Here is a 17,051-nt window from a genome sequence, read left to right on the forward strand (position 1 = left end):
GCGGCCGCACGACCCGCGTGAAGGCAAACCCATCCCGCTTCGACTTGCGCAGCGGGCAACCCACGGAGATCCCATGGACATTCTGAAGCAACCCATCGTCGACGCGAGCGCCTGGACAGGCAGCGACTTTCAATCAAAGGAAGACGTCACTCTTCACTTCGCGCCGGAGCATCTCGAAGAGATCGACCGCACCCTGAAGGCAGCACTGGAGAGCGGACTCAAGCTCGATACGCTGGAGCGGCGTGACTTCGAACTGCCGCTGACGGCGCCGCTCCTGCAGGCCACGCGCGAAGAGCTCCGCACCGGGCGCGGCATCGTGATCCTGCGAGGGATCGACGTCGGCCGCTATACCGTGCCGGAGCTTGAAATGATCTACTGGGGCATCGGCACGCACCTGGGCATCGGCGTTTCGCAAAGCGTGCTGGGCGACCGGCTGGGCCACGTCAAGGACACGACAGCCACCGACCCGCATGCGCGCGCGTATCGCAACAAGCAGGAGTTGACGCCGCACACGGACACCTCCGACCTCGTCGGGCTCATGTGCGTCCGCACCGCGCGCCAAGGCGGCGTGTCCATCGCGTCCAGCGTGGCGGCGGTGCACAACGCGCTGCTGGAGCGCTTTCCGCAGTATTTGGAGCCGTTGTACGTCGGCTTCCCTTATCACCGCCGGGGTGAGAACCTGCCAGGCGAGGCGCCGATCACGCCGCATCGCATCCCGGTGTTCTCGTATGTCGAGGGCGAGCTGAGCTGCCGCTACACCCGTTCGTACATCGAGACCGCCGCACGCGAGGGCGGCACGCCGTTGAGCGATCTGCAGGTGGAGGCACTCAACTGCCTGGAGCGGCTGACCTACGAATGCGCGTTCGAGTTTCAGCTCGACCCAGGCGAGATCTACCTGATCAACAACTACACCGTCCTGCATGCCCGGACCGCCTTCGAGAACTGGCCGGAGCCTGAACGCGCGCGCCTGCTTCTCCGGCTGTGGCTCACGGCCCCGGACTGGCGGCATCTCGACCCGCGCATCGATGCGACGCGCAGCGGCATCGCGGCGCAGGCCGGAAAGCTTCCCTCTTTCGAACGTGCCTTCGGTTCTGGCCGCATGGCCAGCCATGTGAACTGACGCGCGCACATGACCGAATTTCGAGAAAGGGAAGTTCGTATGAAGATCCGACGCCTCGTGAGTGCGCTCGTCCTGACCGCGGGCGGCCTCATCCTGGCAGGTGCCCACGTGAATGCCGCGGCGCAGGCCTACCCCACCAAGCCCGTGACGATCATCAACCCGTTCGCCGCGGGTGGGTCGCTCGACATCATGGCGCGGCTGGTGGCCGAACAGCTGAGCCCGCAGCTGGGCCAACCCGTGGTCGTCGAGAACCGGCCGGGCGCCGGCAGCACCATCGGCACCGCCGTGGTCGCGCGAGCGCGCCCCGATGGCCATACCTTGCTGATCACTGCCGCGAACATCGTGTCGGCGCAGGCGTTCGGGGCGCCAGTCAACTACGACTACAAGAAGGACTTCGTGCCGGTGTCGCTGCTGGGCACCATCGCGCAGGTTGTCGCGGTGCCGGAAGATTCATCGGCGCGCACCTTGCAGGATCTGGTGAAGCTGTCGAAGTCCAATCCGGGTGGCTTCAGTTTCGGATCGCTGGGTCCTGGCAGCGGTGGTCACATCAACGGCAGGCTGCTCGAACAGGCGACCGGCATCACCCTGACGGACATTCCCTTCAAGGGCATGGCCGAGACGATGGGCGCACTGGCAGGCGGCCACATCCAGCTGGCGTTCGGGAACCTGCCCGAAGTGCTGACGTACCAGCGCAGCGGGCGTGTGCGGCCGATCGCGATCGCCATGCCGACCCGCTCGGAACTGGCGCCGAACCTTCCCACCATGGCCGAGGCCGGCTACCCGACCGGCGCCATCGTTCCCTGGTACGGCGTGCTTGCGCCAGCGGGAACGCCTCCGCAGGTGGTCGCCAAGCTCCAGCGTGCCTTGGTCACGGCCCTGGCTCATCCGGCCGTTGCCGCGCGCCTGAAGGACATGGCCATCACGCCGGTCGGCAGCACGTCCGACGATTTCCGGCGCCAGTTGGACACGGAGTACGCGATGTACGTGAAGATCGGCAAGGACATGGGGATCAGCCTCAAGTAGAGGCGTCCAGCCCGCAAACTCGACGGCGCTGAGCCCGGCCCGCGGTGCTACCATTTCGAGCTTTCCAACGGGCGGATCCACGTGCAGGGGCGGGCGCGCAGCCGGCGGCCGACGAGTGATCGCAGCACTGCCGGCCCGACATTCCAGGTGAACTGAAAAAGATGCGGGACCAGTCAGGACCTTCCGCCAAGTCCATGGGACAGGCGGCCTACGAGAAGCTGCACGAGGCCATCGAAACCGGAGTTCTGCGACCGGGTGACCGCATCAGCGTGAACGGACTGGCCGACAAGCTCGAGATCAGCAGAACGCCCGTCAGGGAGGCGATCTCTTGGCTCGAAACGGATGGGCTCATCGTTCACGAGCCCTACCTAGGGCGGGTGGTGGCACGGCTCGACCAGCAGATGGTCATCGAACTTTACGCAATGCGGCTCGTGCTCGAGACAACCGCGGCGGCGCTGGCTGCGCAGAACGCAACTGAGGCCGAAGTGGATGTGCTGCGCGACATGCTGGCCGCCGAGAAGGAACTGCTGCAGGATCCGATTCGCCGTGAGCGCCTGAATCGACGACTTCATGAGGCGATCTATCGCAGCGCGCACAACAGATATCTGCTGACGACACTGAGAAGCCTGCAATCACCGATGATCCTGCTGGGCCCCGCAACTGCCAGTGACCCGAAGAGGGCTGCCAGTGCGCATGCCGAGCACGTCCGCCTGGTCAACGCGATCGCGCAGCGTGACATCGAAGGCGCGCGAGAAACGATGCGACTCCACCTGGCTGGCGGCCAGCGCACCCGCCTCAAGGCGCTGCTCCCCCGCGAGCAGAGCTGAGGCTTGGCCGCTCCGAGGCGCGCCGCGTCGCGCGTTACGACTTCCCGCCCTTGTTCTTGGCCGTTCGCGCTTCGAGCGACTCCCACTTGTTCAACTCGTCATGGATGAACTTGCCAAAGGAGGCAGGCGTGCCATGCGCAGGCTCCGCGCCTGCTTCCAGCATCGACTTCTCGACGGCGGGGTCGCTCAGCGCGCGGTTGACGTCTGCCCCGAGCTTCTCGACCAGCGCCTTCGGCGTCGACGCCGGTGCGAGCAGGCCGAACCAACCGACCGCTGCGTAGTTGGGAACGCCAGCTTCTGCGATGGTCGGCAGTTCCGGCGTTGCCTTGGACCGCTTCTCGCCCGTTGCCGCCAGCGCCACCAGCTTTCCCGATTTCACATGCGGCGAGACGGTCTGGCTCGGCGCGAACATGAGGTCGATGGTGCCGGCGAGAAGATCGTTGACGGCTTGCCCCGTGCCCTTGTAAGGAACGTGCGTCAGTTCCACGCCGGCGACCTGGTTGAAGAGTTCGGCTGTCAAATGCGACCCCGATCCGTCTCCCGATGACCCGAAGGTGATCTTGTTCGGCTCGGCCTTCGCCTTGGCGACCAGCTCGCGGATGTTCTTGACGCCGAGCTTCGGATTCGCGGCGACGACGTACGGCGACGCCGAGACCAACGCAACGGGCGCGAACTTGTCGGCGTTCTCCTTGGTCAGCGCGGCGGTCGAGCTCATGATGAGGGTGTAGCCATCGCCGGGAGCGCGTGCGACGTAATTCGCGCCGATGTGCCCCGACGCTCCCGGGCGGTTGTCGACCAGTACGGATTGCTTCCATGCCTTGCCCAGTTGCACCGCGAGAATGCGCGCCAGCGTGTCAGCGCCGCCTGCCGGCGGGAACGGCACGATGATCGTCACAGGCTTCGTCGGGTAGGTCTGGGCGAATGAGGGGCCTGCTGCTCCCCCTGTTGCAAGCGCAACTGCCAAGCCCAGGGCATGCAGCGCCGCTGCTTTCGTGAGAATTCGCATTTCGATTTGTCCGTGCTTGTTGTTTGTTGGATCGAGGTGCGCTTTGGCGCAGGCGAGCTCAGGACGGTGCAACGATGTGGGTGCGCAGCACCATCGAGGGCTCTTCGAAGGCACACTCCACCACGTCGCCGGGCTTGAGAAAGAGTTCTTCGGCGTTTGGCTTTCCGACGGCCACGCCACCCGGCGCCCCGGTCGAGAACATGTCGCCCGGCATGAGTGGAACCAGGCGGGAAAAGTGCTCGATGATCTGGGGCAGTTTCCAGATCTGGTCGCTCGTGTTCACGCGCATGCGCTGCTCTCCGTTCACGCTGCATGTCACCCAGATGTCGTAGGGGTCTCTCACTTCGTCCATGGTGATGATGTAAGGCCCCAGCGGCCCGAATCCCGGGGCGTTCTTCGCTGTCCAGAAGCGCGAGCCGGACGCCACCTCCCGCTTCTGCGTGTCGCGGCAGGTCAGATCGTTGAGGATGGTGATGCCCGCGACGTAAGAGAACGCGTCCGCGGCCGCCACTTGGTATGCGGGCTTGCCGATCACGAACACGAGCTCTGGCTCGTAGTCGAGGTGATGGACGCTCGGCGGCCGCTCGACGGCACTGTCGTGCCCGCTCAAGCAGTCGTTCAGCTTGATGAATCCGGTCGGCTCTGTCGGGAGCTCCTTGATCAGGTCGGTCCGCTGCAACTCGAGCAAGTGGGTGCGATAGTTCTTGCCCACGCACAGGAACTTGTGCGCGTCGGCGATGGGTGGCAGGAAGCCGATCGCTTCAAGGGGGTGCGCGGCATCGGCTTTGGTCCTGTCGGTGCTCGCGACGAGCGCGCGGACCTCTTCGAGTCCTTGCGCTCCTTTTTCCAAAAGCGCTTTCATGGTCGTGGGCAGAGCGCGTCCTACAGCTTTGCCCAAGCGAGCGATATCGATCATCTGACCCTGGTCAGACACGCCAAGACGTGGATGCGCTGCGCCGTCACTGCGCAGGAAATAGGTGGCAAGTCTCATGAAGTCTCCAAAAAAGCCCAAATGCTACCACCTGAATGCAGTTGAATTCAACAGAATTCAAGCGCGGTGTCGATGAAGCCCGAGCGTTGGCGCTGGATGGTTCGCCGCCGGCGCGCGGAGCCGATTTAGGATCAGGAAGTGTTCTGTCGCTTTCGACTGAGAACCGCCGCGAGCGCAAGGCCGCCACCGATCGCGAGCGTCGCAACGGAGAACGCGGCTTTCACGTCGCTCGCGCCGTCACCGTCCGATGCGAGGCTGAAGAACAGGCCGCCAATGACCGCGGTGGAAACAGCTGCGCTGATCTGCAGCGTCGCATTGACCAGTCCCGCCGCCAGTCCTGCCCAACGCCCATTCACTTGGTCGACGCTCAAGCGCACCAGCGCCGGCAACGCAATGCCCTGTCCCAGGCCAATCAGGAAGAGCGGCAACGGGAGCCAGACCGGGGCGTCCACCCACGCCAAGGCAGCGGCCCCCGCCATCCCCGCGACCTCCAGGGCCATGCCGAAGGCAGCCGTGCCGGAGCCCAGGCGCCGCGCCAGTCCGGGGCTGCACATTGGCCCCACCAGGAAGCCGATGCCCAGGGGCAGAATCGCGAGCCCCGCGGCCAGTGCGTCGCGGCCCAGCCCCGCCTGCTGATACACCGCGAACACGAGGAAGAAGGGTGCGATCGAGTAGAAGAAGAAGGTGGCTGCAAGGCTGCGCCGCAGACCGGGTGCGGCAAGGAGCGAGGGCACGACCAGCGGCATGCGGTTCTGGCCCTCGCTGCGCTTCTCGTACTTCCAGAATGCGACGAGCAGCGGCGCGCTCAGCGCCAGCACGCCGACGCACCACCACGGCCAATGACGTTCGCGCCCCTCGATGAGGGGGACGACCACCGCCAGCAAACCTGCTGCGAGCAGCAGCGTGCCGACGACATCTAGGCGAGCCGTCTGTTCCGACCGGCTTTCGCGCACCCATGCGGACGCTGCCGGCACGGCGAACAAGATTATCGGAAGGTTGATGAGAAACACGGCGCGCCACCCGAGGCCGAGCAGATCGCTCGAGACGAGCGCCCCACCCAGCAGCTGTCCCGCAACGGACGCCAATCCGAAGGTGGTGCCGTACATGCTGAGCGCGCGCGTCTTCTCGTGCGCCGGAAAGATGGCATGGATGGATGCCAGTGACTGGGGGGCCATGATCGCGGCCGTGATGCCCTGCAGGAGCCGTCCCGCGATCAGCATGCCCGCAGAGGTGGCGAATCCGCACAGGGCCGACGCTGCGCCGAAGCCGATCATCCCGGCGATGAAGACGCGCCTGCGCCCATAGAGGTCGCCCAGGCGTGCTCCGAGGATGAGCATGACCGCATAGGCCGCCGCGTACACGGAGATGACCAGCTGCGCCACCGAGGATGTCGCGTGAAGGTCGGCCTGGATGATGGGCAGCGTGACGTTGACGATGAAGAAGTCCAGCGGCGGCAACAGCGTGCCGACCAGCAGAACAGCCAGGGCAAGCCATCGGCGGGAATCGAGCCCAGCTCGATCAGGCGAAGAGATCGTCGTTGCGGTTTTCATGGGATTGCGTGCGTTGCGGACGGGGCATGTTCGGGTGCGGTGTTCAAGGGGCCTGTCCGTTCTCGATCGTGAATTTCGCCATGGCCGACCAGTCCTGCTCGCCCCAACCCGCGTCGACTGCGTCCTGCATGCGGGCGCGCGTGGCTTCCAGCATGGGCAGCGTCCGATTCGCGGCGCTGGCTGCCTGGGTGGCCAGGCGCAGATCCTTGAGGCCCAGTTCGGCCTTGAAGCCGGGTTGGTAGGCGCCCGCCGAGATGTTTGCCGAGTAGGTCCGGTAGGGGCGGCTGTCGAACAGAGTGCCGAGGATCAACTCGAAGAAGCGTTCGCGCGGCACGCCTTGGGCCTCCGTCAGCACCACGGCTTCAGCCATGGCCTCGATGGCCATGGCGATCATCATGTTGCAGGCGATCTTGGCAGCGTTGGCCGCCGGGGCGTCGTCGCCCAACGGCCAAATGCGCCTGCTGATCGCCTCGAGCAGGGGACGCACGCGCTCGACCTCCGCCGGCGCGCCGCTGACCAGGACGTTGAGTTCACCTCGGGCGGCGACATCCGGTCGTCCTAGCACGGGCGCCGACACGAAGCCCACCCCCGCGGCTTGATGCGCACTTTCGAGCTCGCGCGCAAATGCGAGCGAAATGGTCGACGACACGACGTGGACGACCCCGGGGCGTGCGGACGCCAAGACTTCCGTATCGAGGATCACGCCGCGTATCGCGTCGTCGTCCGAGAGCATGGTGAGGACCGCATCCGCGTCGAACACCTCTCGCGGGTCGCCCAGCATGGTGACGCCGACGACGCTCCCACCCGACCGCGTCCACGCGTTCACCCGATGACCGGCGGCGACGATGTTCTTCGCCATCGCGGAGCCCATCGCGCCCAGGCCGATGATGCCGATGTCCATGGATTGCTTCCTTTCTCAGCGACGGCGGCTGCCTTTGAAGTGGCTTCGCCAAGCTCACCGCCGGTACATGGAGAATCTAGCGAGTTGAATTTGTTCGACAACTGACAATGCTGTACTCTGCTCGTTCATTTTTGTGGGTACCGTTCGTTGGAGGCCAGTTGGAGTGGAGTGACGTCAGAATCTTCTTGGCCGTGGCGCGTACGGGTACGCTGGGCGGTGCCGCGCGCGCACTGCACCTGAGCCATCCCACGATCGGGCGTCGTGTCCGGGCACTGGAGCAGGCCATCGGCCATACGTTGTTTCAGCGGACTGCAGACGGCTTCGTCCTGACGGAAGAGGGCGCCGGCATCGTCGCGCTGGCGGAGCAAATGGAAGAAGGCGCACTCGCGATGGAACGGCGCCTTGCCGGGCGAGAAAGCAAACTGCAAGGCCTCTTGCGAATCTCGTCGGCCGACTGGTTCGGCGCGTACGTGCTTCCGCCGGTCATCTCGGAGTTCGCCAAGGCCTATCCACACGTCGATGTCGAGATCCTCACAGGCACTCGCCTGTTCAACCTCGCCAAGAGGGAGGCCGACGTCGCTTTCAGGATCGTTCCGTTCAACGCGCCCGATGTCGTGCAGCGACGGCTGGTCCGGCTGCCTTACGGCGTCTATGTCGCGGAAGAGTCCGCCGATCCGGTATTCGGCGATGGCGCCGGCTTTCGGCTCGTCACGCACGACACCTCGACAGGCCGCTTTCCGGATATCGAATGGCTCAAGGCCAGTTTTCCCAACGCCCGGCCAGTCCTCGCTTCCAACAACCGGAACGTGCAGGGACGAATGTGTGCGCATGGCGTCGGCATCGCGGTGCTACCGCAGGTGGTCGGCGCCCAGACCGTGGGCGTGCGAAGGCTGCACCTTCCAGAGCAGCCGCCGCCGAGAGAAATCTGGATGGGCTACCACCGCGATCTGCGGCGGCTGAACCGCCTGCGTGCCTTCATTGCCACCGTCACGGGTCACATAGGTCGCCTCCGTTCGTGAGGCAGAGACTTGTCGTGCTCGCGTCCGACCTTTTGCATGGTGGCGAGGATCTCTACGGCTTGACACAAATCTACTAGTAGGTAGACTGCGCGCATGAACTTCGCTGAACTCTCTCCCAAGGCTGCCGAGATCGCGGATTGCGCGCAGGGGCTGCTGGCGACGAGAGGCTACAACGGGTTCAGCTACGCTGACATATCGGAAGCGGTGCGAATCAGCAAGCCCAGCATCCACCATCACTTTCCCAGCAAAGTCGAGCTGGTGCAGACCGTCCTGCGGCGGTATCGCGAACACGGCCGTGAAGGCCTGGCCGGGCTGCAGAGAATGATTCCGGATCCTCTCGAGCGGCTCCGTGCCTACACGGGCTACTGGGAGAGCTGCATTCGCGACGGAACGGCACCGTTTTGCGTCTGCGCCATGCTCGGTTCCGAGCTGCCCGCCCTTCCGCAGTTGGTCGCGGACGAGGTTCGAGCTCATTTCATGGACTTGAAAGCATGGCTGACCGTGGTTCTTGAACAAGGCGCTGCCAAAGGGATTTTTGGGTTGCGGACCGACGCCGCCTCGGAAGCCATGGCGCTCATGGCGACCGTGCATGGCGGCATGCTGGCAGCGCGTGTTCATGGCGACCCGGAGGCATTCGCCACAGTCGTCCAGCAGGGCGTGAAGCAGCTGTTGGCAGCCAAACACTAGCGCCAGCAGGCGACCGCGATCGCCGCTTATTTATCTCGAATCCCTATCAACTAGTAGATTGGAAACCCCGTGTACTCAACCTCCGAACAAGGAACGAACATGACTGAAACGACGCTCGCCCCACCGACGTCTGCACGAGCAAGCGATTGGCTCACGCGGTACTACCTCGCACGCGCTGCGTTCTCCCTCGTGTGGGTCGCTGCTGCCTTCGCAGTCGCCACGAAGATGCCGTCAGTCGCCGCTGTGCTGCTCGTCGTCTATCCGGCGTGGGACGCCCTGGCCAATCTGGCGGACGCACGGCGCCACGGAGGACTCGGGAAGAACTTCACCCAGATGCTCAACGTCGTCGTGAGCGGCGTGGCCACCGCAGCGGTGGCGATCGCGCTCACGATCGACATGCATGCGGTGCTCGGTGTGTATGGCGCATGGGCGATGCTCGCCGGGATTTTTCAGCTTGCCACGGGCGTCCGCCGTTGGAAGGTGCATGGCGCTCAATGGGCCATGATCCTCAGCGGGGCGCAGTCTGCGCTTGCAGGAGGCTTCTTCATCGTGCGTGCAGGTGGAGCGCGCGTGCCCACGGTTTCCGACATCGCGCCTTACGCGGCGTTCGGCGCCTTCTATTTTCTGGTCTCGGCACTCTCGCTGGCCGTTTCGTCCGCATGGTCTCGCGGTCCGCGCGCCGCAGCGCGTTGATCGCAGTCGTCAGTCTTCGTCGGCATCGCGCCGCGTGAGCCCGCCGAGCCGGGTGACCCCTCCGTTGCCAATCTCGATGGGTCTGCGTCCCGGCAGGACCAGTCTCCACGCGGCTTGAAGGATGCTTTTTTGGTATGCCTGATCGACATACTGCGATAAGCTTGCAGCTATGCTGAACAGAATTGGCGGGATGCGTAGCGGACCACCGGCCGCTCGTCGCCCGCGCAGAATCGCGTTGCTGGATTGCCGCTGGACTGGCGCGAGTCGATCTTTGACTGCGCGGCATGGCTGACATGGTGCAAACGCAAGACGCCGCAGCAATGCCGCCCGTTCTCCTCGCAGCAGGAGAGTTCGGCCGGATCATGGGCGGCTGGGCCAGACGCAGCGTGGGTGCGCATGCGCATGGTGAAGTCCAGGTGTCGTTCAACCTAGGCGGGCCGCCCCTCCTGTATCAGCTCGACGGCCGGCGCGAGCGTGTGAGGGAGAGGGAAGCCCTGGTCATCCCTTCCTGGAATATCCACGCGCGCCATGTCGATTCGTCGGCGCCGGCGTTCGTCCTCATGCTTGCGCTGAGCCCGACCTGGTTGTCGCGCAACGAGTCACCTGCACGGGCGCTGACGGGCCGTCATGGTCCCGTGCGCATCGAGGATGAGGTCTTCGATCTTCTGTGCAGCATCCGAACCGCCTTCGCCGGCCTCGAGCCCGAGGCGGCCAATGCCTCGCATCCGCTCATCATGTCGCTGATCGACTGCCTGGGCCGGCTGGTTCCCGCCGCGGCGCGCCCTCAGGCACGTGCACAACCTTACGCCTGGGACAGACGTATCGACCGTGCGGCGCAACTTGCGCGCGCGAACAGCGGCCGCTTGAACGTCGACGAGATCGCGGCCGAGGTGGGCATCTCCCGCACGCAGTTCTACAGGCGCTTCAAGGACTGCTTCGGCGTGCCGCCGCGGCTGTTCCTGAACGCGGCAAGAATGCAATGGGCGGTGGAGCGCCTGATTGGCGGGACCGAGCCCATCGCGGACATCAGCGACGAACTCGGGTTCAGCTCGCCCGGTCATTTCTCCCGCTTCTTCGCGATGCACACCGGCGAAACGCCTGCCTCTTTCCGCCGCCGCAGCGTCACGCTGCATTTCGGGACAAACGGGTAAGTCGTGCACGATCGGGGTTAGCGCGCTCATGGCTCCCACTTCTACATTTCCTTCATGCGGCGGATCGTGATCGCCGGATGGAGACGACATGCACATCGTGGTGGGCACGGCGGCTACGCTGGCCTGGAGCAGTACCGACTTGGGAGAGACGTGGACCAGGCTCACAAAAGGCCTGTATCCCCAAATGCCGATCTGGGCGATCAGCTCGCACCCGCGACGCCCTGACGAGTTTCTCGCCGGAACCGATGAGGGTGTTTACCGCTGGCGCGGCCACGAACTTGGCTGGGACGCGCTGCACTGCGACTTCAGCGACACCCCGGTCTGGGCGGTGGCGCATTCGCCGCACGATCCCGACCTGCTGATCGCCGGCACCCGCAAGCCCGCCAGCCTGTTCCGGTCGAAGGACGGCGGCCGCAATTGGGAGTGGCTGCCGGCGCGGATGGCCCAGCGCTGCCGCTACGTGAACTACCCGCGTGTGACGCGGATCGTTTTCGATCCCGACGACCCCTTGGCCATTTGGGCCAGCGTCGAGATCGACGGCGTTTGGCGCTCGCGCGATGGCGGCGACACCTGGCAGCGGCTCGTCGACGGGCTGAAGTCGCACGACATCCATGGCATCACGCTGGTACCGGGGCGCAGGCGCGTGATGGTGGCAACGGACGAAGGCCTGCATTGCAGCGACGACGAAGGCGAGACATGGCGCCCTGTACCGATCGATTCGCCGGCAGCCTACACGCGATCGGTCAACGCGGTTGCTGGCGTGCCCGGGCTGCTGTTCGCGACCAATGGGGATGGCCCGCCGGGCAGCTGGGGGCGCCTGTTCCGAAGCACCGACCACGGCGACTCGTGGAGCGAGGTGGAGTTGCCCGTGCGCGCCAACAGCACCGTGTGGAAGGTCGCGCCGCATCCTGGCGACCCGATGATCCTTTTCGCATGCACGGCGTACGGCCAGGTGATGCGGTCGCTGGATGGTGGTGCGAATTGGACGAAGCTCGAACGCGAATTCGGCGACATCCGCAGCCTGGAGTGGGTGCACATGGGCGTCCAACTCTGATCCGGCATGAGCGCCGCCGAGGCGCTCGCGAAACAAAGAAAAAAGGAGACATCATCATGCGCAACATTCCATTCGTCACCGCAGCACTTTGCGCGGCCCTCGTCGTCACCGGTGCCCAGGCGCAAGGCGGCGACTATCCTCATCGTCCTGTCCGCATGGTCGTGCCTTATGCGCCCGGCGGCGGCACGGACACAGCGGCGCGGATCGTGGCACTGAAGCTGTCGCAAACCCTCGGTCAACCCGTCGTCGTCGACAACCGTCCCGGCGCGGCCGGCATGTTGGGAACCGATCTGGTTGCAAAGGCGCCGGGAGACGGCTACACCATCCTCCTGACGAACGGGTCGCCGATCGTGCTGAGCCCTTTGCTGTACTCCAAGATGGCCTACGATCCGCGCCGCGATTTCGCTGCGGTCGCACGGGTATCGCAGGCGCCCATGGTGCTTCTCGTCAACTCGTCGGTTCCCGCGAACAACCTGCAGGAGTTCGTCGGGTGGGCGAAGCAGTCCGCGCAGCCGCTCAGCTATGCCTCCTTCGGCGCGGGCTCGGAGTCGCACCTGGCCGGCGCCTATTTCAACAAGCTCGTCACCCTGTCGATGGAGCACATCGCCTACAAGGGGTCCGCACCAGCCATGCAGGACCTCGCATCAGGCCAGGTCACGGCCATGTTCACCGACCCGGGCTCGGCCAAGGGAATGATCAAGGCCGGCCGGGTGAAAGCGCTTGCTGCCGGCGGCATCCGAAGGAGCCGCTCGCTTCCCGACGTGCCCACCTTTGCCGAGTTGGGCATGCCCGCGATGAACGACTTCGTCACATGGTTCGGCGTCTTCGCGCCGGCTGCCGTGCCCAAGCCCTTGCTGCAGAAGCTCAGCGATGCCGTCGTGGAGAGCGTCCAAACGACGGACGTCGTCACGAGGCTGGGCGACATGGACCAGGAGCCGAATGCGATGCCCATGGGGCCCACGTCGAAGTTCCTGTCCGAAAACGCCGCGACGTGGACGAGGATCGTCCGCGACATCGGCGGCGTGAAGCTCGATTAACCACCCAACCAAGGAAGGCCAAACCATGTCCACACCAACTTTGAAAGCCGCCGACGGCCACGAACTCTCGGCCTATGTCTCGGCGCCCACTGGCAAGCCGCGCGGCGCGCTCGTCGTGATCCAGGAGATCTTCGGCGTGAACCACCACATCCGCGGCGTGTGCGACCGCTTCGCCGCGCAGGGCTGGCAGGTCATCTCGCCGGCGCTCTTCGATCGCGTCCAGCGTGGCGTCGAGCTGGGGTACGCCGAGAGCGACCGTACCGAAGGCCGGGCTCTGCTCGGGAAAATGCAATGGCCCTTGATGCAAATGGACGTGCAGGCGGCCATCAACGCCGTCGCCGATGTCGGCAAGGTCGGCGTGGTCGGCTACTGCCTCGGCGGCTCGCTCGCCTGGATGGCCGCCACCCGTCTCGACGGGGTTTCCGCGGCGGTCGCGTACTATGGCGCGCAGATCCCCAATCACGCGGAGGAGCAGCCGCGCTGCCCGGTGCTGATGCACTTCGGCGCAGAGGATCAGGGCATCCCGCTCACCGGTGTCGACAAGGTGAGGGAAGTCCAGGCGAATCCGCCCGGTGCGCCGGTCGAGATCCATGTCTATCCTGGCGCGGGCCACGGGTTCTCATGTGACGAACGAGCCAGCTTCCACCCGGCGAGCCACGAACTTGCGCTGGAGCGCACGCTGGCGTTCCTGCGCGAGCACGTCTAGCAGAGGGGCTTGGTGCGAGCGGGCGGTCGCACCAGCCGGCCGCACCTGGCGGCCGCGCCGCTGGCGCCGATCGCCGCTCGCAACACCGCCGTGTGGAGCATGACGACGCCTACGCTTGCCCACGCAGCGTCGCGCGCACGAATATTCGATCGCCGCGCTGCCCGATCTCCGTATCGAGATTCGCCAGCCAGTGGATCCTTTTCAAGTACGCCATGAAGCTCGCGAACGATGAGGTGTCAGATGCCGGGATCGGCCGGGGTTGCCCATTCGTATGGATCATGCAGGGCGTCAGTTCGACGACGGGGTCCGTCCCTGGCGCGAGCTCGATATGGGCGACGACCGTCATCCGCGATTCCTCGTGGAACGGCACCGTCGGGTAGCCCTCCCGCGAGAAGATGCCGTACTCGCCGTAGATCTCGATGGTTTCGCGCACGGCCGCGGGCGACGCGATTTTCTCGATGTCGACCAAGTCGAAGGCGAAGTTTCCCAGCCCGTGCAGTATGGGTTTGCCCTTGTAGAAGTCCACGCCCTTCAGGATGTGCTGATGGTGGCCCAAGACGACATCGGCACCGTGGTCGATGGCCAGTCTGGCGAGTGAACGCTCGTATTCGGCCAGGCTGGCGGGAAAGCAATGGACACCCCAGTGAAAGCTGGCGACGACGAAGTCGGCAGTGCGCTTTGCGGCTTCGAAGCTTTTGGCGACACGAGCGATGGCAGGCTCCGTGAGCTGCGACCGGACATGCGGCGGGCTTCCAGGCTGCTTGTGAACGTCGTGATATTGCGTCGAGACCTCGAGCATGGCCACGCCGTCGCGATCCGCGGTCGCCGCGGCGTTCCATGAGCCGATCATCGACGCCGCGACGAAGGCCACTCGGTGCCCCTTGGCCTCGACGCCAATGGGGGCGAATGCGTCGTCGATGTTCTTGCCGAAGCCGACCGTCTGGATGCCCTCGCGTTGCAAGCGCCCGACCGTCGAGTGCATGCCCGCACGGCCCCAGTCATTGATGTGGTTGTTGGCCACCGACATGACATCGAATCCTGTTCGGGCCAAGGCGGCGATGTTGTCGGGCGACGCAATGATCGCGGCCATCATGTCGGCGTCCGGCGTTTGGTTGACGGCGTAGGTGCCTTCCGAATTGCCGAAGGTGATGTCGCCCGCCTCAAGAATCTCGCCCACATGCTCAAAGGATTCCAGGGGGTTCTTGCGATTGAGAAACACATCGCCCACTGCAACGAGCCGAACGGATGTTGCGGATTGCTGCGATGGTTCACTCACCATGCTTTCCCGGCAGCGCCCACGGGCGAGCAATCTCGTGCTCACGCTCGAAGCTTCGAATGTCGTCCTCGGCCATCAGGGTGAGCGCCACTTCATCGGTGCCATCGATCAGCCTTTGCTTGTGCGCGTGATCGATGTCGAACGAGAACGACGCGCCCGTGCTGAGCGCCACCTTCTGTGCCTCGAGATCGATCGCTGCATCGACGGGGTCGGGCGAGGCCGCGATCGCCGCGTGCATGCGATCCAGTTCGGCGGGCGCAAGAAGGACGGGCAGCAGGCCGTTCTTGACGCAGTTGCTGAAAAAGATGTCGCCGTACGAACTCGCGACGATCGCGCGAATGCCCAACCCTGCGAGCGCGTAGACAGCGCCTTCGCGTGAGCTGCCGCAACCGAAGTTGCGCCCGCCCACGATCACGCTTGCGCCGCGCCCCTTCGCGTCGTTCAATGGGAAATCTGCGCGCTCCGCTCCTTCCGCGTCGTAGCGCAGCGCGTTGAAGGCATATCGACCCAGCTCACTGCGCGGCGCCCTCAGGAGCTGCTGCATCGGGATGATCACGTCGGTGTCGATGTTGTCCAGCGGCAGACTGACGGCGCGGCCGGAATGGCGTAGGAATGGCGTGGTCATGACAGGTGATCGACGAAAGGGCGAGGGTCGGCAATACGGCCGGCGAGAGCGGAGGCCGCCGCGGTGGCCGGGCTGGCCAGGTGGGTGCGCGCACCGGGCCCCTGCCTTCCGACGAAGTTGCGGTTCGAGGTCGAGACACAGCGCTCGCCCGTGGGCACGGTGTCGCCATTGGTGCCCACGCACATGGAGCAGCCGGGCAGGCGCCAATGAAATCCTGCGTCGCGAAAGATCGTGTCGAGTCCTTCGGCTTCGGCTTGCCGCTGCACCGCCTGCGAACCGGGCACGACCCAGGCCCGCACGCCCTGGGCGACTTTCCCCTGACGAGCGATGCCGGCAGCCACGCGCAGATCCTCGATCCGGCTGTTGGTGCAGGAGCCGATGAACACATGCTGGATGGGCGTGTCGACCAACGTCTGGCCAGCGCGGACATCCATGTAGGCGCGCGATGCGTCGAGCTCGCCACCGTCCGGGACGATCCCATCGATTCCCATGCCGTGCTGCACGCTCGTGCCCCAGGTGATCTGGGGCGTGAGAGCCGACACGTCGAAGCTGACGTCCTTGTCGTAGGCAGCATCGGCATCGGGCCGCAGCTCGCGCCAGGCCTGCACGGCAAGGTCCCACAGGTCTCCCCGGGGCGCTGCCTTCGTCCTGGAGAGGTAGCTGAAGCTGGTTTCGTCCGGCGCCACATAGCCGATGCGCGCGCCGAGTTCGACGGCCATGTTGCACAGCGTCGCACGCTCCTCGATCGACATGCGCTCCACAGCCTCGCCCTCGAAGGCCAGCGCGTGCTCGCGGCCAAAATCGGCACCGAGGCTGGCGATGAGGCCCAGCGCGATGTCTTTCGCAAAAACGCCCGGGCCCGTGCGGCCGGTCAGCCGGACCCGGGCCTGCTTCGGCTTTTTGACCCAGATCGCCTGCGTGGCGAGCACGTGGGCGACCTCCGTGGAGCCAATGCCCAGCGCCAGCGCACCAAGCGCGCCGTGGGTGGTGGTGTGGCTGTCTCCGCAGACGACCACCAGGCCTGGCAAGGTCAGGCCGTCTTCGAGCGCCGTCACGTGAACGATGCCCTGCCGCCCCGACTCACGCCCGAGATGCTGGATCGAAGCCTCGGCAGAAAGACGCCTGAGCGGCTCGACGAATCGCTTGTTGGCCGGCAGGGTTGCCGGCTCGCCATGCGGCGCGGTCTCGATCATGTGATCGGGGATGGCGAAGCTCAAGTCAGGGCGGCGGATCGGGCGGTGCGCTGCCTGCAGATCCTCCAGGCCGAGCGTTCCACTCAGATCGGTGAGGTAGTGGCGATCCACGAAGAGCAGGTCGAGGCCATCGGCCGACGACTTGATCCTGTGCCCGTTCCAGATCTTGTCCAGGGTGGTGAAAGGCATGTT

At 65.2% G+C, this 17,051-nt stretch carries 17 protein-coding genes; 10 read left to right on the forward strand and 7 right to left on the reverse strand.

What is annotated here, in order from left to right:
- Positions 1-73: 73 nt before the first annotated feature.
- The 3 genes from B0W80_RS18125 (at position 74) to B0W80_RS18135 (ending at position 2,970) form a co-directional block, all read left to right on the forward strand.
- Positions 74-1,120: a TauD/TfdA family dioxygenase gene (locus tag B0W80_RS18125; protein WP_077000551.1), complete on the forward strand. Its 1,047-nt coding sequence runs from the start codon at positions 74-76 to the stop codon at positions 1,118-1,120.
- A 39-nt stretch (positions 1,121-1,159) separates the two neighbouring features.
- Positions 1,160-2,143, forward strand: coding sequence for a tripartite tricarboxylate transporter substrate binding protein (locus tag B0W80_RS18130; protein WP_077000552.1), 984 nt, complete (start codon positions 1,160-1,162; stop codon positions 2,141-2,143).
- A gap of 194 nt (positions 2,144-2,337) precedes the next feature.
- Positions 2,338-2,970 carry a GntR family transcriptional regulator gene (locus tag B0W80_RS18135; RefSeq protein ID WP_179106965.1) on the forward strand — a complete coding sequence of 211 codons (633 nt, stop codon included), beginning with the start codon at positions 2,338-2,340 and terminating at the stop codon, positions 2,968-2,970.
- Positions 2,971-3,004: 34 nt separating this feature from the next.
- Here the strand turns inward: B0W80_RS18135 and B0W80_RS18140 are convergent, their stop codons facing one another.
- From B0W80_RS18140 to B0W80_RS18155, 4 genes are all read right to left on the reverse strand, one after another.
- A complete protein-coding gene (locus B0W80_RS18140; RefSeq protein ID WP_077000554.1) occupies positions 3,005-3,976 on the reverse strand; it encodes a tripartite tricarboxylate transporter substrate binding protein in 972 nt (323 codons plus the stop codon).
- 58 nt (positions 3,977-4,034) lie between these two features.
- Positions 4,035-4,967, reverse strand: a complete 933-nt coding sequence (locus B0W80_RS18145; RefSeq protein ID WP_083745476.1) for a fumarylacetoacetate hydrolase family protein — start codon at positions 4,965-4,967, stop codon at positions 4,035-4,037.
- Between the two features lie 131 nt (positions 4,968-5,098).
- Positions 5,099-6,517 carry an MFS transporter gene (locus tag B0W80_RS18150; protein ID WP_077000556.1) on the reverse strand — a complete coding sequence of 473 codons (1,419 nt, stop codon included), beginning with the start codon at positions 6,515-6,517 and terminating at the stop codon, positions 5,099-5,101.
- 43 nt (positions 6,518-6,560) lie between these two features.
- The gene (locus B0W80_RS18155) at positions 6,561-7,418 is read right to left on the reverse strand and encodes an NAD(P)-dependent oxidoreductase (protein WP_077000557.1); all 858 of its coding nucleotides are present in this window, start codon (positions 7,416-7,418) and stop codon (positions 6,561-6,563) included.
- Positions 7,419-7,576: 158 nt separating this feature from the next.
- Here B0W80_RS18155 and B0W80_RS18160 point away from each other — a divergent pair, with 158 nt between their 5' ends.
- The 7 genes from B0W80_RS18160 (at position 7,577) to B0W80_RS18190 (ending at position 13,765) form a co-directional block, all read left to right on the forward strand.
- Positions 7,577-8,437, forward strand: coding sequence for a LysR family transcriptional regulator (locus B0W80_RS18160; protein WP_077000558.1), 861 nt, complete (start codon positions 7,577-7,579; stop codon positions 8,435-8,437).
- A 93-nt stretch (positions 8,438-8,530) separates the two neighbouring features.
- Positions 8,531-9,124, forward strand: coding sequence for a TetR/AcrR family transcriptional regulator (locus tag B0W80_RS18165; RefSeq protein ID WP_077000559.1), 594 nt, complete (start codon positions 8,531-8,533; stop codon positions 9,122-9,124).
- A gap of 99 nt (positions 9,125-9,223) precedes the next feature.
- Complete coding sequence (locus B0W80_RS18170) at positions 9,224-9,817, forward strand: hypothetical protein (protein ID WP_077000560.1); 594 nt, start codon at positions 9,224-9,226, stop codon at positions 9,815-9,817.
- Between the two features lie 284 nt (positions 9,818-10,101).
- Complete coding sequence (locus tag B0W80_RS18175) at positions 10,102-10,968, forward strand: AraC family transcriptional regulator (protein ID WP_083745477.1); 867 nt, start codon at positions 10,102-10,104, stop codon at positions 10,966-10,968.
- Between the two features lie 88 nt (positions 10,969-11,056).
- Positions 11,057-12,022, forward strand: a complete 966-nt coding sequence (locus B0W80_RS35530) for a hypothetical protein (protein WP_179106966.1) — start codon at positions 11,057-11,059, stop codon at positions 12,020-12,022.
- A 56-nt stretch (positions 12,023-12,078) separates the two neighbouring features.
- Positions 12,079-13,059, forward strand: coding sequence for a tripartite tricarboxylate transporter substrate binding protein (locus B0W80_RS18185; protein ID WP_077000563.1), 981 nt, complete (start codon positions 12,079-12,081; stop codon positions 13,057-13,059).
- Between the two features lie 25 nt (positions 13,060-13,084).
- Positions 13,085-13,765: a dienelactone hydrolase family protein gene (locus B0W80_RS18190; RefSeq protein WP_077000564.1), complete on the forward strand. Its 681-nt coding sequence runs from the start codon at positions 13,085-13,087 to the stop codon at positions 13,763-13,765.
- Between the two features lie 109 nt (positions 13,766-13,874).
- On the opposite strand, the gene B0W80_RS18195 is transcribed toward B0W80_RS18190, so the two are convergent.
- The 3 genes from B0W80_RS18195 to B0W80_RS18205 are packed head-to-tail and all read right to left on the reverse strand — an operon-like array spanning position 13,875 to position 17,048.
- Positions 13,875-15,041 (reverse strand): CapA family protein, encoded by a 1,167-nt coding sequence (locus B0W80_RS18195; protein ID WP_179106967.1) that lies wholly within the window; start codon positions 15,039-15,041, stop codon positions 13,875-13,877.
- Complete coding sequence (leuD, locus tag B0W80_RS18200) at positions 15,034-15,666, reverse strand: 3-isopropylmalate dehydratase small subunit (RefSeq protein ID WP_077000566.1); 633 nt, start codon at positions 15,664-15,666, stop codon at positions 15,034-15,036. Before leuD ends, B0W80_RS18195 begins: the two co-directional genes overlap by 8 nt.
- A complete protein-coding gene (locus B0W80_RS18205; protein ID WP_077000567.1) occupies positions 15,663-17,048 on the reverse strand; it encodes a 3-isopropylmalate dehydratase large subunit in 1,386 nt (461 codons plus the stop codon). The genes leuD and B0W80_RS18205 overlap by 4 nt, the downstream gene beginning before the upstream one ends.
- Between the last annotated feature and the right edge of the window lie 3 nt (positions 17,049-17,051).

Origin of the sequence: Variovorax sp. KK3 (assembly GCF_001984055.1) — a bacterium.
Classification (GTDB): Bacteria; Pseudomonadota; Gammaproteobacteria; order Burkholderiales; family Burkholderiaceae_C; genus Variovorax.